General features: G+C 65.1%; 18 protein-coding genes and 1 tRNA gene. 11 read left to right on the top strand and 8 right to left on the bottom strand.

Going from position 1 to position 19,098, the window contains the following annotated elements; all coding sequences use genetic code 11:
- Positions 1 to 10 precede the first annotated feature (10 nt).
- Positions 11 to 931, top strand: a complete 921-nt coding sequence (locus U5775_RS30825; RefSeq protein WP_322061910.1) for a LysR family transcriptional regulator — start codon at positions 11 to 13, stop codon at positions 929 to 931.
- A gap of 154 nt (positions 932 to 1,085) precedes the next feature.
- Here U5775_RS30825 and alaS read toward each other — a convergent pair whose 3' ends face one another.
- Positions 1,086 to 3,710: an alanine--tRNA ligase gene (gene alaS / locus U5775_RS30820; RefSeq protein WP_322061909.1), complete on the bottom strand. Its 2,625-nt coding sequence runs from the start codon at positions 3,708 to 3,710 to the stop codon at positions 1,086 to 1,088.
- Positions 3,711 to 4,068: 358 nt separating this feature from the next.
- Between alaS and U5775_RS30815 the strand changes: the two genes are divergently transcribed.
- Entirely contained in the window at positions 4,069 to 5,289 is a 1,221-nt protein-coding gene (locus U5775_RS30815; protein WP_322061908.1) for a CaiB/BaiF CoA-transferase family protein, read from the top strand.
- Here U5775_RS30815 and U5775_RS30810 read toward each other — a convergent pair.
- Positions 5,286 to 5,888 (bottom strand): RBBP9/YdeN family alpha/beta hydrolase, encoded by a 603-nt coding sequence (locus U5775_RS30810; protein ID WP_322061907.1) that lies wholly within the window; start codon positions 5,886 to 5,888, stop codon positions 5,286 to 5,288. The two genes, U5775_RS30815 and U5775_RS30810, sit on opposite strands and share 4 nt — an antisense overlap.
- Positions 5,889 to 6,051: 163 nt before the next feature.
- Here U5775_RS30810 and U5775_RS30805 point away from each other — a divergent pair, with 163 nt between their 5' ends.
- A complete protein-coding gene (locus U5775_RS30805; RefSeq protein WP_322061906.1) occupies positions 6,052 to 7,776 on the top strand; it encodes a glutamine--tRNA ligase/YqeY domain fusion protein in 1,725 nt (574 codons plus the stop codon).
- Between the two features lie 127 nt (positions 7,777 to 7,903).
- On the opposite strand, the gene U5775_RS30800 is transcribed toward U5775_RS30805, so the two are convergent.
- On the bottom strand, positions 7,904 to 8,353 hold the full coding sequence (locus U5775_RS30800; protein ID WP_322061905.1) for an NUDIX hydrolase: 450 nt from the start codon (positions 8,351 to 8,353) through the stop codon (positions 7,904 to 7,906).
- A 7-nt stretch (positions 8,354 to 8,360) separates the two neighbouring features.
- Entirely contained in the window at positions 8,361 to 8,747 is a 387-nt protein-coding gene (locus tag U5775_RS30795; protein ID WP_322061904.1) for a hypothetical protein, read from the bottom strand.
- Between the two features lie 223 nt (positions 8,748 to 8,970).
- Here U5775_RS30795 and U5775_RS30790 point away from each other — a divergent pair, with 223 nt between their 5' ends.
- Entirely contained in the window at positions 8,971 to 9,213 is a 243-nt protein-coding gene (locus U5775_RS30790; RefSeq protein ID WP_322061903.1) for a hypothetical protein, read from the top strand.
- A gap of 41 nt (positions 9,214 to 9,254) precedes the next feature.
- Here the strand turns inward: U5775_RS30790 and U5775_RS30785 are convergent, their stop codons facing one another.
- Positions 9,255 to 10,709, bottom strand: a complete 1,455-nt coding sequence (locus U5775_RS30785) for a cytochrome-c peroxidase (RefSeq protein WP_322061902.1) — start codon at positions 10,707 to 10,709, stop codon at positions 9,255 to 9,257.
- 298 nt (positions 10,710 to 11,007) lie between these two features.
- On the opposite strand from U5775_RS30785, the gene U5775_RS30780 reads away from it, so the two are divergent.
- Positions 11,008 to 12,591 carry an acid phosphatase gene (locus tag U5775_RS30780; protein ID WP_322061901.1) on the top strand — a complete coding sequence of 528 codons (1,584 nt, stop codon included), beginning with the start codon at positions 11,008 to 11,010 and terminating at the stop codon, positions 12,589 to 12,591.
- A 58-nt stretch (positions 12,592 to 12,649) separates the two neighbouring features.
- Here the strand turns inward: U5775_RS30780 and U5775_RS30775 are convergent.
- Both U5775_RS30775 and U5775_RS30770 read right to left on the bottom strand, forming a co-directional pair.
- A tRNA-Arg gene (locus U5775_RS30775) sits at positions 12,650 to 12,726 on the bottom strand.
- A 120-nt stretch (positions 12,727 to 12,846) separates the two neighbouring features.
- On the bottom strand, positions 12,847 to 13,674 hold the full coding sequence (locus U5775_RS30770; protein WP_322061900.1) for an undecaprenyl-diphosphate phosphatase: 828 nt from the start codon (positions 13,672 to 13,674) through the stop codon (positions 12,847 to 12,849).
- A 627-nt stretch (positions 13,675 to 14,301) separates the two neighbouring features.
- Between U5775_RS30770 and U5775_RS30765 the strand changes: the two genes are divergently transcribed.
- The 5 genes from U5775_RS30765 (at position 14,302) to U5775_RS30745 (ending at position 18,417) form a co-directional block, all read left to right on the top strand.
- Positions 14,302 to 15,213 carry an aldose epimerase gene (locus U5775_RS30765; protein WP_322061899.1) on the top strand — a complete coding sequence of 304 codons (912 nt, stop codon included), beginning with the start codon at positions 14,302 to 14,304 and terminating at the stop codon, positions 15,211 to 15,213.
- Positions 15,214 to 15,376: 163 nt separating this feature from the next.
- Entirely contained in the window at positions 15,377 to 16,060 is a 684-nt protein-coding gene (locus U5775_RS30760; RefSeq protein WP_322061898.1) for a peptidoglycan DD-metalloendopeptidase family protein, read from the top strand.
- Positions 16,061 to 16,431: 371 nt separating this feature from the next.
- Positions 16,432 to 16,728, top strand: a complete 297-nt coding sequence (locus tag U5775_RS30755; RefSeq protein ID WP_322061897.1) for a hypothetical protein — start codon at positions 16,432 to 16,434, stop codon at positions 16,726 to 16,728.
- Positions 16,729 to 16,756: 28 nt separating this feature from the next.
- The gene (locus U5775_RS30750; protein WP_322061896.1) at positions 16,757 to 17,065 is read left to right on the top strand and encodes a DUF2288 domain-containing protein; all 309 of its coding nucleotides are present in this window, start codon (positions 16,757 to 16,759) and stop codon (positions 17,063 to 17,065) included.
- A gap of 50 nt (positions 17,066 to 17,115) precedes the next feature.
- Positions 17,116 to 18,417, top strand: coding sequence for an MATE family efflux transporter (locus U5775_RS30745; protein WP_322061955.1), 1,302 nt, complete (start codon positions 17,116 to 17,118; stop codon positions 18,415 to 18,417).
- Positions 18,418 to 18,443: 26 nt separating this feature from the next.
- On the opposite strand, the gene U5775_RS30740 is transcribed toward U5775_RS30745, so the two are convergent.
- On the bottom strand, positions 18,444 to 18,641 hold the full coding sequence (locus U5775_RS30740) for a hypothetical protein (protein WP_322061895.1): 198 nt from the start codon (positions 18,639 to 18,641) through the stop codon (positions 18,444 to 18,446).
- 111 nt (positions 18,642 to 18,752) lie between these two features.
- Between U5775_RS30740 and U5775_RS30735 the strand changes: the two genes are divergently transcribed.
- On the top strand, positions 18,753 to 18,926 hold the full coding sequence (locus U5775_RS30735; protein ID WP_322061894.1) for a hypothetical protein: 174 nt from the start codon (positions 18,753 to 18,755) through the stop codon (positions 18,924 to 18,926).
- Positions 18,927 to 19,098: the final 172 nt, after the last annotated feature.

Raw genomic sequence — 19,098 nt, 5'->3', positions numbered from 1 at the left:
GGAGAGAATCATGGATCTCGCCGCGCTCGCGATCTTTCGTGCCGTCGTCCGCGAAAACGGCGTGACGCGGGCCGCCGCCAAGCTCAACCGCGTGCAGTCGAACGTCACCACGCGCATCAAGCAGCTCGAAGATCAGCTCGGCACGCCGCTCTTCACGCGCGACGGCCGCCGCCTCGTGCTCACGCCCGCGGGCGAGACGCTGCTGCCCTACGCCGAGCGGCTCCTCGCCCTCGCCGACGAGGCGCGCCACGCGCTCAAGGCCGGCACGCCGTGCGGACGCCTGCGTCTCGGCACCATGGAAAGCATGGCGGCGAGCCGCCTGCCGGGCGTGCTCGCGCGCTACCACCAGAACTGGCCCGAGGTCACGCTCGAACTGGAGACAGGCACGACGGGCCATCTGATCGAGCGTCTGCGCGAATTCGAAGTGGATGCCGTGCTGATCGCGACGCCGCTCGCGGGCGCACCCGACGCCGAGGTGTTCGACTACGTGCGTGTCTACCGCGAGGATCTCGTGATGATCACGCCGCGCGGCCATCGGCCGATCCGGGCGCCGGGCGACGTCGCGCTCTCGACGCTCGTGGCGTTCGAGCGCGGCTGCGCCTATCGCAACTACGTGGAGGCCTGGTATCTGGAACACGGCATCCGGCCCACGCGCGTGCTGGAACTCGGCTCGTATCACGCGATCGTCGCGTGCGTGGCGGCGGGCGCCGGCGTGGCCGTCGCGCCGCGCTCCGTGCTCGATCTGCAACGCAACGCCGACGAAGTGGCGATTCACTCGCTCGGCAAGCTGGGCCAGATCGACACGCTGCTCGCGTGGCGGCGCGGGCATTTCTCGCCTGCGCTCGACGCGTTGAAAACGGCGCTGGTCGAGCATGCGAAGAGTGAGGCGGAAGTGCGTGCTCGCGGCGAAACGGCAGTGGCGCAGAGTTAGTCGACAAGTGCCTGAGGGCACCCGAAAGCCACCAAACCGAACCGCGCCCCACGCTATAGTGCACACCCAAACAAAAAGGGCTGCCCTTTAAACGGACAGCCCTTCTGCTTTTGCACGGCAGCGGCCTCTCAACCGCCTCACAAAACGATTCGCCTTACAGCTTCGCCTCGACCCAGCCCTTCACGCCCGCGAGCGCCGCGCTCAGGTTAGCCGGCTCAGTACCGCCCGCCTGGGCCATGTCCGGACGGCCGCCCCCCTTGCCGCCCACCTGCTGGGCGACAAAGTTCACGAGCTCCCCGGCCTTGACCTTCTTGCTGGCCTCGGCGGTCACGCCCGCGATCAGGCTGACCTTGCCGCCGTCGACAGCCGCCAGCACGATGGCCGCGCTCTTGAGCTTGTCCTTGAGCTTGTCCACGGTCTCGCGCAGCGTCTTCGAATCCGCGCCCTCGAGCGTCGCGGCGAGCACGTGCACGCCGTTCACCTCGATGGCCTGACCCACGAGCTCGTCGCCCTGGCTCGACGCCAGCTTCGACTTGAGCGCGCCCAGCTCCTTTTCGAGCGACTTGACCTGGTCCTGCACTTGCGCGATGCGCTGCGTGAGCTCCGAAGGCTGCGCCTTCAAAGCCGCCGCCGCCGCGTTCACGCGCGCGTCGAGCTCCTGCACGAAACGCACGGCGTTATCGCCCGTGATCGCTTCCACGCGGCGGATGCCCGCGGCCACGCCGCCTTCCATCACGATCTTGAACAGGCCGATGTCGCCGCTGCGGTTCACGTGCGTGCCGCCGCACAGCTCGCGCGAGAAGCCGAGGTCGAGCACGCGCACTTCGTCGCCGTACTTCTCGCCGAACAGCGCCATCGCGCCGCCCTTCACGGCTTCGTCGTAAGGCAGCACGCGCACGATGCCGGGCGCGTTCGCGAGCACTTCCGCGTTGACGATTTGCTCGACGCGGCGAATCTCGTCATCGGTCATCGGCGCGTTGTGCGCGAAGTCGAAGCGCGTCTTCTCGGCGTCGACGAGCGAGCCCTTTTGCTGCACGTGCTGGCCCAACACCTCGCGCAGCGCCTTGTGCATCAAGTGCGTGGCCGAGTGGTTGCGCGCCGTGCGAGCACGGCGGATGGCGTCGATTTCCGCCTTCACGACGTCGCCCACCTTGAGCGTGCCCTGCTCCAGCGTGCCGTGGTGGCCGCTCACGTCGGCCTGGACCTTGAGCGTGTCGGCGACCGCGAAGCGCACGCTCGCGTTCGAAATCACGCCCTGGTCGCCCACCTGGCCGCCCGATTCCGCGTAGAACGGCGTGTGGTCGAGCACGACCACGGCGTCCTGGCCCGTCTTCACTTCGTTGACCGAGGCGCCATCGACATAGAGCGCGACGATCTTCGCGTCGTCGAAGACGATTTCCTCGTAGCCGTGGAACGTGGTCTTCGCGCCCGAGTATTCGAGGCCCTGCGCCATCTTGAACTTGCCCGCGGCGCGCGCCTGCTCGCGCTGGCGCGCCATGGCGTCGTCGAAGGCCGGCTCGTCGACCGTGACGTTGCGCTCGCGGCAAACGTCGGCCGTCAAGTCGAGCGGGAACCCGTACGTGTCGTGCAGCTTGAATGCGAGTTCGCCGTCGAGCACCTTGCCGCCCTTGGCGTCGAGATCGGCCAGCGCGCCTTCGAGGATCGACATGCCGTGCTCGATGGTCTCGAAGAAACGCTCTTCCTCCTGGCGAAGCACGTCCGTCACGCGCTGTTGCGCTTCCGTCAGTTCGGGATAGGCGGCGCCCATTTCCGCAACGAGATCGGCCACGAGCTTGTGGAAGAACCCCGTCTTGCGGCCAAGCTTGTAGCCGTGGCGGATCGCGCGGCGCACGATGCGGCGCAGCACGTAGCCGCGGCCTTCGTTGCCCGGAATCACGCCGTCAACGATCAGGAACGAGCACGCGCGGATGTGGTCCGCGATCACCTTCAGCGAGTTGTTCGTGAGGTCGGCGGTGCCCGTTTCGCGTCCTGCCGCCTTGATCAGGTTCTGGAACAGGTCGATCTCATAGTTGCTGTGCACGTGCTGCAGCACGGCGGCGAGGCGCTCGAGACCCATGCCCGTGTCGACGCACTGCTTGGGCAGCGGCGTCATGTTGCCCTGGGCGTCGCGGTTGAACTGCATGAACACGAGATTCCAGATCTCGATGAAGCGGTCGCCGTCTTCCTCGGGCGACCCCGGGGGGCCGCCCCAGACTTCCGGACCGTGGTCGTAGAACACTTCCGAGCACGGGCCGCAGGGGCCGGTGTCGGCCATCTGCCAGAAGTTGTCCGACGCGTAGCGCGCGCCCTTGTTGTCGCCGATGCGGATGATGCGCTCGGCGGGCACGCCCACTTCCTTCGCCCAGATGTCGAAGGCCTCGTCGTCTTCCTTGTACACCGTGACCGTGAGCTTCTCGGCCGGCAGGTTGTAGACCTTGGTCAGCAGTTCCCAGCAGTAGTGGATCGCGTCGCGCTTGAAATAGTCGCCGAACGAGAAGTTGCCGAGCATCTCGAAGAACGTGTGGTGACGCGCGGTGTAGCCGACGTTCTCGAGGTCGTTGTGCTTGCCGCCCGCGCGCACGCTGCGCTGCGCGGTCGTGGCACGCGAGTACGGGCGCGATTCGGTGCCGAGGAACACGTCCTTGAACTGCACCATGCCCGAGTTGGTGAACAGCAACGTGGGGTCGTTGCCCGGCACGAGGCTCGACGAGCGCACGATCGTGTGGCCCTTCGATTCGAAGAACTTGAGGAATTTCTCGCGGATGTCGGCGGCTTTCATGGCGTGCTGTATTTACCTTCGGGGCGTTCGGTGCTGAATCTTGTGGATCGCCTGGGTCCGCGCAGGCACCAGGATGCACCAGGAAGGATGCGCGCGGAATCGGCGATGCTGAATCGAACGATTATACGGGATCGCCGCCCGCTCGCGGCGGCCCGCTCGGGCAGTGTGCATGGGCGCGACAGCGTGTGCGCGCCGGGTTGTATCTCTCTCACCGCCTCGCCCATGATGTTCCGCTTAGCGGAACCTTGTACCGAAATCCACCATCCGCGGCACAGATCGCTTAAGATGCCTGCATCGGCCGCCTCGCTGCCCGCATGGGCAAATCCGCAGGCCTCAGAACGACATTGGACGACACAGCATGGGCGCTCTCAGCCATATCCGCGTACTCGATCTCACCCGTGTCCTCGCCGGACCGTGGTGCGCACAGACCCTCGCCGACTTCGGCGCCGACGTCATTAAGGTCGAGCGCCCGGGCGCCGGCGACGACACGCGCCACTGGGGCCCCCCGTACCTGAAGACGCCCGACGGCCAGGACACCGCGGAAGCCGCCTACTATCTCGCGCCGAACCGCAACAAGCGCTCGGTGACGCTCGACATCGCGACGCCCGAGGGCCAGCGCATCGTGCGCGAGCTCGCCGCGCAGAGCGACGTCGTGCTGGAGAACTACAAGGTCGGCCAGTTGAAGAAGTACGGGCTCGACTACGAGTCGCTGCGCACCGTGAAGCCCGATATCGTCTATTGCTCGGTCACGGGTTTCGGCCAGACCGGGCCCTACGCGCCGCGCGCGGGCTACGACTTCATCGTGCAGGGCATGGGCGGCTTCATGAGCATCACCGGCGAGCGCGACAGCCTGCCGGGCGGCGGCCCGCAGAAGGCGGGTGTGGCGATCGCCGACCTCATGACCGGCATGTACGCGACGATCGCCGTGCTCACCGCGCTCGCGCACCGCGACCGCACGGGCGCGGGCCAGTACATCGACATGGCGCTGCTCGACGTGCAGGTGGCCATGCTCGCGAACATGAACACGAACTACCTCGCGAGCGGCACGCCGCCGGTGCGCTGGGGCAACGCGCATCCGAACATCGTGCCCTATCAGGCGTTCCAGACGAGCGACAGCTGGATCATCCTCGCGGTGGGCAACGACGGTCAGTTCCGCAAGTTCGTCGAGATCGCGGGCCGCCCCGAGCTTGCCGACGACGAGCGCTTCGCGACCAATCCCTCGCGCGTGCGGCATCGCGAGACGCTGGTGCCGATCCTCGCCGATCTGATCCGCACGCGCACCAAGGGCGACTGGATCGGCGCGCTCGAAGGCGCGGGCGTGCCGTGCGGGCCGATCAACAACCTCGCGGAAGTGTTCGAGAATGAGCAGGTGGTCGCGCGCGGCATGCAGGTGGACGTGCCGCACCCGTCGGGCGGGACGGCGCGGCTCGTGCGCAACCCCATCCGCATGAGCGAGACGCCGCCCACCGTGACGAGCCATCCGCCGACCCTGGGCGAGCACACCCTTGAGGTGCTGCGCGACGTGCTCGGCTATGGCGAGGAGCAGGTGGCGGCGTTGCGGGCCAAGGGCGCGCTCTAAAGCCCTTGCTGGCGTCTCATCGACATCAGCCAGTCGAACCCCTGTTGCCAGTCGCCGAGGCCGCTTTCCGCGTTGATGTGGCCGCGCGCGCCGATCTCGATCCAGCGGCTGCCCCACGCCTGCGCGCAGCGCTCCGAGAACGCCAGCCCGCCATAGGGGTCGTCGCGGCTCGCAACCACGATGCTCGCGAACGGCAGCACGGGCGCCGGTTCGAGCGGCACCGGATCGAAGCCGTGCGCATCGCGCGGGAATGCGGGGCCGTGCGGGTCGGGCACCGCCACCAGCAGCGCGCCCGCGACCTTCGCGAGTGTCGCCGCGCTCGCATGGCGCCCGGCCCAATGCGCGATCGTGAGGCAGCCGAGACTGTGCGCCGCCAGCAGCACGCCGCCTTCGCCCGCCAAATCAGCATTCGCGGCGCTCCCGGCACTCAACGCGGCCTCTAGCGTGCGGCACCAGGCATCGCAATCGGGATGCATCCAGTCGGGCATCGAAACGCGCGCAAAGCCCGCGTGCGCGGCTTCCCAGCGCGTCTGCCAGTGGCCCGGCCCCGAGTTCATGTAGCCCGGCAACACCAGCACCGTGGGGTCGTTCATCGTCATGTTTCCTTTTGCGCCTGGCGAGCAGCCCGCGCAACGCGCCGGCGCAACGCCCGCGAGCCGGGACTGGCAGGCCTGGTTTCGTCAGGTAGAATGGAAGGCACCACCGGGCGCCGCGTTGCGACTTTCCTTATGTACCGCGCCCTCGAACGACTTCCCTTTTCGCATGAATACCGAACGTAAAGACGCCGACCGCACGGACGCGCCTGCGGCATCCAATTTCATCCGCAACATCATCGACGACGACAACCGCTCGGGCAAGTGGTCGCAGCGCGTGGAAACGCGCTTCCCGCCGGAGCCGAACGGCTATCTGCACATCGGCCACGCGAAGAGCATCTGCCTGAACTTCGGCGTCGCGAAAAGCTATGGCGGCGTGTGCCACCTGCGCTTCGACGACACGAACCCGGAGAAGGAAAGCGTCGAGTACGTCAACTCGATCATCGACGCGGTCACCTGGCTCGGCTTCGAGTGGAAGAAAGAGAACGACGATCGCGAGTATCTCTTCTACGCGAGCGACTACTACGACAAGCTCTACGAATTCGCCGAGCTGCTGATCCAGCGCGGCCGCGCCTACGTGGACAGCCAGTCGCCGGACGAGATGCGCACGAACCGCGGCTCGGCCACCGAGGCCGGCAAGAATTCGCCGTTCCGTGATCGCTCCGTCGACGAAAACCTCGATCTGTTCCGCCGCATGAAGGCCGGCGAGTTCGAGGAAGGCGCCCACGTGCTGCGCGCGAAGATCGACATGGCGTCGCCGAACTTCAATATGCGCGACCCGGTGATCTACCGCATCCGCTTCGCGCATCACTACCGCACCGGCGACACATGGTGCGTGTATCCGATGTACGACTACACGCACTGCATCTCGGACGCGCTCGAGAACATCACGCACTCGCTGTGCACGCTCGAGTTCGAAGACCATCGCCCGCTCTACGATTGGGTGCTCAACGAGCTCGCCGATGCCGGCGTCTTCACGCGCCCGCTGCCGCAGCAAATCGAGTTTTCGCGCCTGAACCTCACCTACGCGATCACGAGCAAGCGCAAGCTGCTGCAGCTCGTGACCGAAGGCCACGTGGACGGCTGGGACGACCCGCGCATGCCCACCATCGTCGGCGTGCGCCGGCGCGGCTTCACACCGGAAGCGATTCATCTGTTCTGCGATCGCATCGGCGTGACGAAGATCGATTCGTGGATCGACATGAGCGTGTTCGAAGGCGCGCTGCGCGATGACCTCGACGCCAAGGCGCCGCGCACGGCCGCCGTGCTCGACCCGCTCAAGCTCATCATCGACAACTATCCGGAAGGCACCAGCGAAGACTGCACGGCGCCCGTGCATCCGCATCATCCGGAGCGCGGCCTGCGCACGTTCCCGATCTCGCGCGAACTGTGGATCGAGCGCGAAGACTTCAACGAGACGCCGCCCAAGGGCTACTTCCGCCTGTTCCCGGGCAACAAGGTGCGTCTGCGCTATGGCTACGTGATCGAATGCACGGGCGCGGACAAGGACGAGAACGGCAACGTGATCGCCGTGCACTGCAACTACTTCCCGGACAGCAAGTCGGGCACGGAAGGCGCGAACAACTACAAGGTCAAGGGCAACATTCACTGGGTCAGCGCGGCGCATGCGTGCCCGGCCGAAGTGCGCCTCTACGACCGGCTGTTCCGCGAAGAGCAGCCCGACGCGGGCGGCCGCGACTACCTCGACGCGCTCAACCCCAATTCCAAGCGCGTGGTGCAGGCGTATCTGGAACCGGGCGCACGCGACGCGGCGCCGGAAGACCGCTATCAGTTCGAGCGTCACGGCTACTTCGTGGCCGACCGCTACGACTCGAAGCCGGGCGCGCCGGTGTTCAATCGCATCGTCGGCCTGCGCGACAGCTGGGGCAAGTAAGGAAGGACGACGTCGAGCGGCCGCAGGACGTGCCGCTTCGACTGCAAAGCCCATACGTTCATCGCGTGTGGGCTTTTTCTATTTCTGCCGATGCGGGCGGCCGCGCCGCGCTGCGCAGACGCGTCAATCAGACGCGGTCATGAAGCGCCGCGAGCGAGAGCGTCGTGCCGAAGAGCCGCGCGAGACTGCGGCTGGCGTACTGATCCACGTCCGCGGGCGCGACCCACTTCCAGGCGTCCATCTCGGGGATCATCACGTCGTCGTGCCGGCGCGGAAAAAGCGACACGCATCGGCATTGCGAGAGATCGAGCTCCCCCGCTTGCGCGCGTGCCGCGAACAGATGCAGATCCTTGTCGCGCCGATACGCAAAGCGCCCGAGGTCGACGAGCCGCGACGCATCGATCGCAATGCCGGTCTCCTCGACCATTTCGCGCAGCGCGCTCTGCGCCTCGGTTTCGCCGGGCTCGCCCTGCCCCTTTGGAATGTCCCAATGACCGGTGCCGGTCGCGTGCGCGAGGAGCACGCGACCGTCCGGGTCGAGCAGCACGATGCCGCATGAGACGATCTTGCCGCTCACTGCGTGCTCAGTGCTTCTTCTGATAGACCCAGGCGCCGCTGCCGACGCGACAGAACTGCGGACGCAGCGACATCGTCTGTCCCTTGGCGTTCACGATCACGGCCGCGGCGCGGCAGGTCTTGTCGCCGTCGGTCTCCGGCTTGTCGGGCGTGATGGTGGCGTCGATCTTCACGGGATTACGCAGGCCTTCGTTGCTCCAGTTGGCCGTTTCGCCATCGGCCTTGTTCGCGACGGCGTCGCGCACGGCGTGCGCGAGCGAATCGTAGTCCGCCTGCTTCATCCAGCTCGCGGGCGTGTCGTTGAGAAAGCCCAGATTGGCGGCCTGGACGGCCGGACCCGCCGAAAGCAGGAGCAAGGCCGCGAGACCGGACAGAATACGCGACGATTTCGACATCGAACGTTCTCCCTGAAGGGCAATTGTCAATTGCCGAAAAGGATAACACGTACCCCATTTTTATCCTGCTCTGCACGGCGGGGGATTACCGCGCAAACCTTACGGGCGCGCAGATTTTTGACCTTGATCCGATCGCGTTTCAGATTGGTCCGATAGTCGTTCGGGCAACGGACCCATAAGCTTTGACAGTCAATCGCTTACGCACCAACAGGCATTTTCTGTCATGACTTACGCCACCACCTTAAGAATCTTTGCGGTGATGCTATCGCTGCTGAGCATCGGCCTCATGGCCATGGTCGCCCAGCATACACATAAGCCGCGGCCCGACGCGTCCGCGTCACCCTACGCCATCCAGCTCGACAGCACGCCGGGCTGGCCCGAAACCGTCCTGCGCGGCGGCGTCATGAGCCTGCTCGCCTCGTTCGTCGTGCTCGCGCTCACCTGCATGCTGATCGCGCGCATCTGATCCCACATCTGATCGCGCGCAACGCACGCTTGAACAAGCGCTCAATGCGCTGATGGCGGTGCCGAAGGCTGCCAGCCATCGGTGAGCGTGCCCAGAAACGCAATCACGTCCTTGATCTCGGCGTCGGAAAAGACCGGCGCGTCCCCTGGCTTGCGATCGAACGGCGCATCGGCATTGAGGTTCGCCCAGTACCGGCGCGGCAAGTCGTCGAACTTCCTCACCTTGCCCTTCACCACCGGGTAGAACTCCTCAGGATTCGTGTCGCGCCGCGCGTAGAAGCGCATCACGTCCTCCAGCGAGTGATAGATACCGTTGTGGAAGAACGCCTTCTTGAGCACGATGTTGCGCAGCGTCGGCGTGCGAAAGAGCCCGCAGAATTCGGCGCGGCCGCCCAGATCCGTGCGCTCCGGGCCGCACGCGCCCAGATCGAAGAAGCGCGGATCGCGATTCGCCGCGAGCGCGCGATTGCGCGGCACGCCGACCGCAATCAGGCCGAAGTCGCTGAACTGCGGCGGCGAGCCGTCCTTCGCGCGCTGGCTGATGTGGCAGCTCGCGCAATTGCCCTTCTTCTCGTCGTTGAACAACTGCAGGCCGCGCAGCTCCGCCGCCGTGAGCGTCGTCTTGCCCGCGAGATACGCGTCGTACTTGCTCGTGTACGGATAGAACACGTCCGGAGTCTGCTCGAAGGTTTCCAGCGACTTCAGCACGGCCCTGAAGGTGGCGTCCTCGTCGTCGAAGATGCGCGCGCCGAATGCCTCGCGAAACGCGTCGGCATAAGGCGCCGCGCGCACCGCGTCGGTCACCTTGCGCAGCGTGCTGGCCATCTCGAAGGACGAAAGCAGCGGGATGCGCGCCTGCTCCGAGCCGCGATCGACGCGGCCGTCCCAGGTGAGGCCGCCGGTCGGGCCGGCGTCGACGCTCTCGTCGCCTTCGTCGTCGGAGTCGTGATAGTGCTCGGCGAATGCGGGCACGGCCTGCAGATACTTGAGCGTCGGCACCGCGCGCATGCCGGGACGACGCAGGTCCGCACCGCCGGTCTGCACGTCGAGCGCATTGGCCGGCGTAAATGCGCGAGCGGGATTGTGGCAGGTCGCGCACGACATCTTGCCCGAGCCCGAAAGCGCGGGATCGAAGAACATCTGCTTGCCGAGCGCCGACATGCGGCGCACCTGCGCGTAGACCTCGGCGCGCGACTGGCCGCCCGTCTGGGCGTGCATCTGGCCAGTCGTGCCCGCCCGGACGCCCGGCGAAGACAGGGCGATCTTCATCGGCGTGGCGGCGTTCGTACCGGTCGAGCTGCGCGCGTCGCTCGTGCCACTCGTTCCATGAACGACATCGCCGGTATTCGTGGTCTGGGACGTACCGCTATCGCACGCCGTCAGCAGCGCCAGCACGCCGAGCGCCAGAAACACGCGGCAATGACGGCGAGGCCGCGCTGCGGGCATCGGCGAATGCTTCTGAATGCGCATCGGACGACGCGCCAATCTATCCAACATGAACGAATCCCCGGAACTTGCAGATGCGACGCGCGGACTGCCAAACGCCCTCGCGTCGCGGTTGTCGACGCACATCACCGCGCATCGAAATCGCGAAAGCGTATGTCAACCACATGACGAACCGATGACGCATCGTAAGCACGGAGTCATTAAATCGAAGTGACATTAAAAGCTAAACGTAATTATTTACATATCGCTGTCAAATTCCGCTGAGACACTGCGCGTCGCCCGACGGCCTGCGCCGCGACGTCGTTTGCGCGCTGGCCGCCTTGGGGTCCCCAACGCGAGAGAGAAAAGAATGATCAAGAGAATAGGGTTCTACGCGACGCCGATCGCGGTTGCGGCGGCGGCGCTGACCGTCGCGGCGTGCGGCGGCAGCGACGAGCGCAAGGCCGACCTGTCGTCGGTCAAGAACATCGTCGTGATCTACGCGGAAAACCGCAGCTTCGACAATCTGTATGGCAACTTCCCCGGCGCCAACGGCCTGCAGAACGTGAGCGCGCAAAGCGCCCAGCAGCTCGACCGCGACGGCTCGGTGCTCGCCACGCTGCCGACCGTCTGGAACGGCCTCACGCAAACGGGCGTCACGCCCGTGGTGACGGCCGCGATGACCGAGAACATGCCGAACGCCCCGTTCGCCATCGACGACCCGAAGGGCTATAACGTGCCGCTTTCGGTGACGACGCGCGACCTCTATCACCGCTTCTACGAGAACCAGATGCAGATTCACGGCGGCAAGAACGACATGTTCGCCGCGTGGGCCGATTCGGGCGGCCTCGTGATGGGCCACTACACGACCAATGCGCAAACGCTGCCGCTCTGGAAGATCGCACAGCAATACACGCTGGCCGACAACTTCTTCATGGGCGCGTTCGGCGGCTCGTTCCTCAATCACCAGTGGCTGATCTGCGCGTGCACGCCGTACTACGCGAGCGCGGACAAGAGCCCGGCATCGGGCTCGATCTCGGCCGTCGACGCCGACGGCGTCTCGCTCACGCTCGCCTCGAACTCGCCAGCATCGGCGCTCACCGGCATTCCAAAGTTCGTGAAATCGGGCAACCTCACGCCCGACTTCTACGCGATCAACACGATGCAGCCGCCGTACCAGCCGAGCGGCAACGCGCCGGCATCGGGCGGCGACACGAACCTGGCCGACCCCACCGCCGCCACCACGCTGCCGCCGCAAACGGCGCAGACCATCGGCGACCTGCTCTCGAACGCGGGCGTCTCGTGGGCGTGGTACGGCGGCGCATGGGGCGCGGCCGTGAGCGCCGCGCAGAACAGCACGTCGAACGTGATCTACGGCGCGAACATGACGGCGCCGAACTTCCAGCCGCACCATCAGCCGTTCAACTACTTCGCGAGCTACGCGCCGGGCACCGACGCGCGCGCGAAGCATCTGCTCGATGGCGGCATGGACGGCAGCGAGTTCATCAAGGCGATCGACGCCGGCACACTGCCGCAAGTGGCGTTCTACAAGCCCCAGGGCAATCTCAACGAGCACGCGGGCTATACCGATGTGGCGAGCGGCGACCAGCATATCGCCGACGTCATCGCGCATCTGCAGAAGAGCCCGCAGTGGAACAACATGGTGGTGGTCGTCACGTACGACGAGAACGGCGGATTCTGGGATCACGTCGCGCCGCCCAAGGGCGACCGCTGGGGCCCGGGCTCGCGCATTCCGGCGCTCGTGATCTCGCCGTATGCGAAGAAGGGCTACGTCGATCATACGCAGTACGACACGACTTCGATCCTGCGGCTGATTACGCGACGCTTCTCGCTGCCGGCGTTGCCGGGGCTCACGGCGCGTGACGCTGCGCTCAAGAGCAATGGGGCGCCGGCGATGGGCGATTTGACTAACTCGCTTGAATTGAAGCTTTAAGCGGGGAGCGAGAAACGCAAACGGGCTACAAGTGCAAACTTGTAGCCCGTTTAATGTTTGGCGCGACAGGAGGGGCTCGAACCCCCGACCCTCGGCTTAGAAGGCCGATGCTCTATCCAGCTGAGCTACTGTCGCTTGATTGATCTGCGGAACCGGCGCGGGCGCAGACGGGCGTGGATTATACCTCGTTCGGCCCAGGCCGACCCAGCCCGATCGAAGCCCCGCGCCACTCGCAGCGGCATGGCGCCGGTTCCATCAAACCTGCGGATGCATCACAAACCAGCCGAGAAAGATCGCGCCCGCGATCACGCAGTACAGCCCGAACGAAGCAAGGCGGCCGCGCCCTTCGAAATAGCGCATCAGGAACTTCACGCTCAGCCACGCCGCGATGCCGGTCAGCACGCCGCCCACGAGGGCCGTCATGAGCTGGTCGCGCGCATGAAAAAGCTTCGGCAGCTCGAGCACGCCCGCCGCGAAGATGATCGGCGTGCCGAGCAGAAACGAGAACTCGGCCGCCTTCTCCGTCGTGAGGCCCGCAGCATTGCCGGCGATCATCGTCAGGCCGCTGCGCGAGAAGCCGGGAATCAGCGCGCCAATCTGCGCGAGGCCGACGAGAAACGCCTGGCGGAACGTGAGCTTCTCGGGCGGACGATGGGCGCGTGCCTGTTGCAGACGGTCGCCGAACCACAGCAGCACGCCGTTCACCATCAGCGCCGCGGCAACGATGCGCAGGTCGTGGAAAATCGCTTCGATGCGCTTTTCGAGCACGAGCCCGACGATTCCCGCCGGAATCGTGCCGATGATGAGCGCCCACATCATATGGCCGTCATCGTTCTTGCGGCCCGCAAGCGAGCCGAAGAAGCCGCTGATGAGCGCGACCCAGCGCGCGCGGAAATACCAGAGCAGCGCGACCGCCGTCCCCAGATGTAGCGCGACGAGGAACGGCAGGAGCTGGGGGGCATGCTTGTCGATATGCATGCCGAAGAGCGGCGGCACGAGCAAGGTATGGCCGAGACTGCTGACAGGGAAAAGCTCCGTGACACCTTGCAGCACGCTCAGGAAAAACAGGAACGAGAGACTCACGCGGGGGATCCTCGGGATGGTTGGACAGGGTGCCGGACCATCGCGGGGGACGGTGCGGCAAGGCGCACCGATTATGCCTGGGCCGAATTGCAGCGCCAAGCGTCGGGACTCATTTGTCTGAAAAGTTACCGCGCTGCAACAAAATAGTGCCGAGAAAAATACGAGGCGTGTAACGGAGGGAAAGACGCTACGAGCGCGAAGCCACCCTTTGGGCGGCCTGTTCGCGAGAGGGAGGGGGGCGAACGGAAAGCCGGCGCGAGGTCCGGCGAAAGAAAATCGAAAGCCTGTGCCGATGCTCAGTCTGAGCGAGCGGTCAGCGGGCGAGCTGGTAGAAGAAGTATGCGCTGCTGCCGATAAACAGGCTGAACAGTCCCATGCCCATCGCCATTGCGAGATCCATTTTTGCGTCCCCTTCTTCGTTACTACGTGCGCAAACGCACAGTTGAGGGCGATTATGGGCGTACCGAAGCTTGCGCGACACCCACGATTTCCCGACAAGGGTTTTCACGCATCTGAAAGCGGCGCACAATCCCCACGCGCGCCGGACGCCGACGCAGCCTCGGCTTCGGGCGCCGTTTCGCCTGGATCTTTCCAATCCTTTCGTCCCTTTCGACTCGAAGCCCGCCCATGGAATCACGCCCTCCGCACGACATTCTCGAACTCACCAGCGGCGCCTCGACGTTGCGCCTGGCGCCGTGGGCCGGTGCACGGCTGCTCTCGTGGCACGTCGGTGGCGATGCGGTCATCCGCTGGCCCGACAACGCAAACTGGGATCAGCCGGCGCGCGTGCGCGGCGGCAATCCGCTGCTCTTCCCGTTTCTCGGACGCCATTTCGTCGACGGCCAGATCGGTCGCTGGCGCGATGCGCAAGGCGTCGTGCGCGAGCTGCCGATGCACGGCTTCGCCCGTGATCTCCCGTTCACGGCGCAGGTCGACGACGATGGTCGCGGCGTGCGCATGACGCTGGTCGACTCGCCGGCCACGCGCAGCGGCTACCCGTTCGCGTTTCGCTTCGAAGCCGCCTACCGGCTCGCCGACGAGCGCACGCTCGACGTCTCGCTCACGGCGACGAATACCGGCGACGCCCCCCTGCCCTGGTACGCAGGCCATCACTTTTACTTCGAGCTGCCGCACGGGCAGCGTGCGCAGAGCACGCTCGACATGCCGCCGGCGCAGCGCCGTCATCAGTTGCCCGATGGCTCGATCAGCGCGCCGGAGCCCGGCGCGCCGCAGTATCGTCTCGACGATGCGCGCATCGTGGATCGCTTCCATGTACTCGAGCCGTCGCCGCCCTCATCGCCGGTACGACTTGCCGCGCCGGGGCTCAAGCATGCAGTCACGATCGACCTCGACCGGCCGGGCTCGCTTCCCTGGTACGCCGTGACGACCTGGACCGAAGCCGCCGACTCCGACTTCTACTGCGTCGAGCCATGGCTCGGCCTGCCCGATGCCATCCACAATGGCCTCGGGCTGCGCTGGCTCGCACCGGGCGCAACCGAAACCGCTGTATTGCGCCTGCGCCTCGAAACGCTCGGCTAATGTGCGGCGCGTTGCCGCCACGCGGCGCACGCTAGCGCGACTCGCCGGCCGATTCGTCAGGCAAAACCGCAGTCACGACGCCAAACCCGCTAGAATTGGACGTTTTGCCGGTACGGCACCCCTCCCGGGACGAGCCGCCGGCAGCGTCTTGCGAGGTTCAACGTTGGCAAAGGGATTTAGACGTTTCGCATGCGCGGCGCTCGTCGCGCTGCTCGCCGCGTGCGGATCGGCACCGGTCGGCCCCGGGTTCTACCGGGTGGAGCGCGGCGACACCGTCAGCAAAATCGCACGCAGCAACCGCCAGTCGGTTTCGAATATCGTGCGCTGGAACAATCTGTCGAACCCCGACGCTCTCGAAGTCGGCCAGGTGCTGCGCATCGCGCCGCCGGCCGGCTCGTCGGCGGGCGCGCAGCGCACCGCACCGCGCCCGGCCACGTCGACCGCCCCGGACACCGCGAGCACGGCGGCCGCCCCCGCCTCGTCCATTGCGCTCGTCTGGCCGACCACGGGCCAGGTGGTCCGCAGTTTCGACGGTCGCGACTCGAAGGGCATCGACATCGTCAGCAGCGCCGGCACGCCCATCGTCGCCGCTGCGCCCGGCACGGTGGTGTACGCCGGCAATGGTCTGCGCGGCTACGGCAACCTGCTGATCATCAAGCACGAGGGTGAATATCTCACGGCCTACGCGCACAATCAGGCGTTGTTCGTGAAGGAAGGTCAGGCCGTGACGCAGGGGCAGAAGATCGCCGAAATGGGCAGCAGCGACAGCGATCGCGTGATGCTGCATTTCGAGCTCCGTTATCAGGGACGTTCGATCGATCCCGCGCGCGATTTGCCGCCGCGCTGATAGGCTTCATCCGGGCGTCAGCTTCAATGCCCCGCTCCTGACTTTGCATCGCGGAAAAAAAAGCCCGGCATGGTGCCGGGCTAACGGGGGTTTGGCGCATATCGGCAAAGGACCGGTTTACCATGCGCCGAATGGCAATCTATCAACGCGCCTCTGACGGCGCAATCACTTAATTCGATCGAAAATGTGTCGCGGCGCACGGATTATGTGCCGTATCAATTTTCGATGACCAATCAGCGGCGCCAAACAGCGGTATTGACGCACAAAGATATGCATTGCAGCGCGCCTTTTCCGATCTGCCTGAAAAGGGCGCAAAGGCTTACGGGACGGGCGGCTCGCCGTGTCACCCGACGCATCACTGGAAGCACTGGATGCAGCATTTCCCCGCACTGCAATATAGCGCCGTGGAAGCGCTTGCACGCGTTGCCATTTGGTGTGCAAGCACACAAATAAATGCGATTTTTCGCGGAAGTGGGTTTTTTGAAACACCAGATTTGAGGCTGGCGATTGGCGTCTTTATTCAGACGTTTTGCTTATTCGCCCGTCTTTTCTTTTGTCCGATTATTCAATCTCAAGGCGATACGCATAGCCGCTTCTACTGCACATTAGCGCGCGCCCGAACCTCCATGAGGTCGGCGGGCCGCCCGCCTGCGACCTATCGTTTATAGTATCGGCCGCAACTCAATACCCAAGACCATGACTACCGACGACGCCACCCCTGGACCGCTCTACGCCAAACTGCTCGGCGAGACCGCCAAGATCGACTGGCAGGACCTCGAACGATTTTTCGCACAGGGCAAGTTGCTCGCGGTCGCGCGCGATCTCGACCTCGTGAGCGTCGCCGAAGCCATCGCAAACGACGACAGTACGCAGGTAACGCAATGGCTCTCCGCCGGCCTCGTCGAGCGCATGCAGGCCGCGACCGCCGCCGACTACTCGGCGCGCAAGCCGGAACTCTGGGCCGTCGTGGTTTCGCCGTGGGTCTGCGTGCAGGAACGTAGTTGAGCGAAAATCTCGCGCTGCCGACGCGCAGTGGCTGGCATCGGCGCGTGCTGATGCTCGCCTTTCCGATCGTCCTCGCGAATCTCACCCAGCCGATTCTCGGCGCCGTTGACACAGCCGTTGCCGGTCATCTGGGCAGCGCCGCCGATCTAGGCGGCGTGGCGCTCGGCGGCCTCTTTTTCAATTGCGTCTTCTGGGGCTTCGGCTTCCTGCGCATGGGCACCACCGGGCTCGTCGCTCAGGCCTTCGGCGCCAACGATCAGCCTGCGCTGCGAGCCAACGTCGTGCGAGCACTGCTGCTCGCCTTCGGCATTGGCGCGGTGATCTTGTTGATGCAGTCGCCGCTGATTCGCCATGTCCTCGAGCTGATCGGCGGCAGCGACGAAGTGCAGCGCAATGCGCGTCTCTATTGCCGCGCACGCATCGGCTCGGCGCCGTTCGCGCTCGCCAACTATGTCGTGCTCGGTTATCTGCTTGGCACACAGCGCGTGCGCATCGCGCTGATTGCGCAAGTGCTCATCAATGTCGTCAACGTGATTGCCGTGCTGGCTTACGTCTATGGGTTTGGCTGGGGCATCGCGGGGATTGGCGCAGCGACGGCCACCGCGGACACGGTGGGCTTCGCGTTCGGCGCTGCAGTGCTTTGGCATTTGCGGCCGCGCGGCCTCGCGCCGCTTGCGTGGCGCACGATCGTCGAGCCTGCGGAGCTCAAGCGTCTCATCGCAATCAATCGCGACATCTTCCTGCGGACGATGTGTCTGCTGGGATCATTCGGCTGGTTCGCGCATGTGGGCGCAAGTCAAGGCGATGCAATCCTTGCAGCCAACGCGCTGCTGCTCAATTTTCAGACGTTCATGGCGTACGGGCTCGACGGCTTCGCTCACGCCACCGAGGCGCTCGTGGGCGCCGCGATCGGCGCGCGCGACCGCGATGCTTTTCGGCAGGCCGTGAAGGTGAACCTGTTCTGGGCGGCGCTGGGTGCGCTGGGATTTTCGGCTGTCTACTGGGGTGCCGGCACGTGGATCATCGACAGGTTGACCGATCAACCCGCCGTGCGCGCAGCGGCGCAGACCTTTCTGCCGTGGACGGCGCTCTCGCCGCTCGTTTCCGTGTGGGGTTTCCTGCTTGACGGTGTGTTCATCGGCGCTACGCGCACGCGCGAGTTGATGCAGGCCATGGCCATCTCGCTGGTCGTGTTCCTTGCCGCTTCGTGGATACTCGTTGGCGTGCTCGGCAACCACGGGCTCTGGATCGCACTGTTGATCTTCATGGCGGCGCGCGGCTTGACCTTGTCCCCGCTATTGCCGCGGATCACTGGCGCCATTCAAGCCGCAAAAGTACAACGGGCGCCCTGAGGCGCCCGCTCCATTCGCTGATGCTTTTATTGTGCCGGCGGCGTTTCGATCATCATCGGAGGACGATCGTCGGTCGGAACGCCGTGGTAGTCGGCAGGATCTTGGGGCGGCGGCCCATGATGCTTGCTCGTTGCATTGTCGGCGCAAGCGGAAAGCAGTGCGGCCATCGCAATGGCCAGCAAGACACGTGACATCAGCGCAAACTCCCTGAAAAATGTTGCCATGCAGCAGTCTAACGCGCGCCCTGCACTTTTGACGGCTCGCGGGCATTGCTATTTTTTTCTGCCTGGCTCTGTCCTAAGATGCTCACATGGCTGCAACCGAAGGAGGCTGCCATGGATGCCGAAACTATTGCGGGTCTGATTGGTCTTGCTGTGGGTCTGCTGGTTCTGCTCGGGCTATCGATTTTCGAATCGCGTGCCTATAAGCAGGAACACGACGGCGAAGGCATGATGCACCACTGGCTGGCCGCGCATCACGTGCTTGATCGGATGCACCGCAGACGCTGAGCTGGGACATATGGGGACTGTCGGACGGTCTCCATACACCTCCCGGTGAGCTTTCTTCCTGGCGCGGCTGGGTTTGCCAGCCGTCAATGAGTGATTTTGTTGCCAACGATCTTAGGTCTGGGCCTGAGAGGGTTTAGCATGTCTGCCGAAATTCCATGCGCGTAAACGCCAA

This window comes from Paraburkholderia sp. J63, from assembly GCF_905220245.1.
Lineage (GTDB): Bacteria > Pseudomonadota > Gammaproteobacteria > Burkholderiales > Burkholderiaceae > Paraburkholderia.
The sequence above is the reverse complement of the archived record's forward strand: the minus strand, read 5'-3'. Positions and strand labels throughout refer to the sequence as shown.

What these genes read in the sequence shown, in the direction of transcription:
- U5775_RS30825 (WP_322061910.1), top strand. Translation starts at nt 11, where the DNA reads ATGGATCTCGCCGCGCTCGCGATCTTTCGTGCCGTCGTCCGCGAAAAC.
- alaS (WP_322061909.1), bottom strand. Translation starts at nt 3,710, where the DNA reads ATGAAAGCCGCCGACATCCGCGAGAAATTCCTCAAGTTCTTCGAATCG.
- U5775_RS30815 (WP_322061908.1), top strand. Translation starts at nt 4,069, where the DNA reads ATGGGCGCTCTCAGCCATATCCGCGTACTCGATCTCACCCGTGTCCTC.
- U5775_RS30810 (WP_322061907.1), bottom strand. Translation starts at nt 5,888, where the DNA reads ATGACGATGAACGACCCCACGGTGCTGGTGTTGCCGGGCTACATGAAC.
- U5775_RS30805 (WP_322061906.1), top strand. Translation starts at nt 6,052, where the DNA reads ATGAATACCGAACGTAAAGACGCCGACCGCACGGACGCGCCTGCGGCA.
- U5775_RS30795 (WP_322061904.1), bottom strand. Translation starts at nt 8,747, where the DNA reads ATGTCGAAATCGTCGCGTATTCTGTCCGGTCTCGCGGCCTTGCTCCTG.
- U5775_RS30790 (WP_322061903.1), top strand. Translation starts at nt 8,971, where the DNA reads ATGACTTACGCCACCACCTTAAGAATCTTTGCGGTGATGCTATCGCTG.
- U5775_RS30785 (WP_322061902.1), bottom strand. Translation starts at nt 10,709, where the DNA reads ATGTTGGATAGATTGGCGCGTCGTCCGATGCGCATTCAGAAGCATTCG.
- U5775_RS30780 (WP_322061901.1), top strand. Translation starts at nt 11,008, where the DNA reads ATGATCAAGAGAATAGGGTTCTACGCGACGCCGATCGCGGTTGCGGCG.
- U5775_RS30765 (WP_322061899.1), top strand. Translation starts at nt 14,302, where the DNA reads ATGGAATCACGCCCTCCGCACGACATTCTCGAACTCACCAGCGGCGCC.
- U5775_RS30755 (WP_322061897.1), top strand. Translation starts at nt 16,432, where the DNA reads ATGCAGCATTTCCCCGCACTGCAATATAGCGCCGTGGAAGCGCTTGCA.
- U5775_RS30750 (WP_322061896.1), top strand. Translation starts at nt 16,757, where the DNA reads ATGACTACCGACGACGCCACCCCTGGACCGCTCTACGCCAAACTGCTC.
- U5775_RS30745 (WP_322061955.1), top strand. Translation starts at nt 17,116, where the DNA reads ATGCTCGCCTTTCCGATCGTCCTCGCGAATCTCACCCAGCCGATTCTC.
- U5775_RS30740 (WP_322061895.1), bottom strand. Translation starts at nt 18,641, where the DNA reads ATGGCAACATTTTTCAGGGAGTTTGCGCTGATGTCACGTGTCTTGCTG.
- U5775_RS30735 (WP_322061894.1), top strand. Translation starts at nt 18,753, where the DNA reads ATGGATGCCGAAACTATTGCGGGTCTGATTGGTCTTGCTGTGGGTCTG.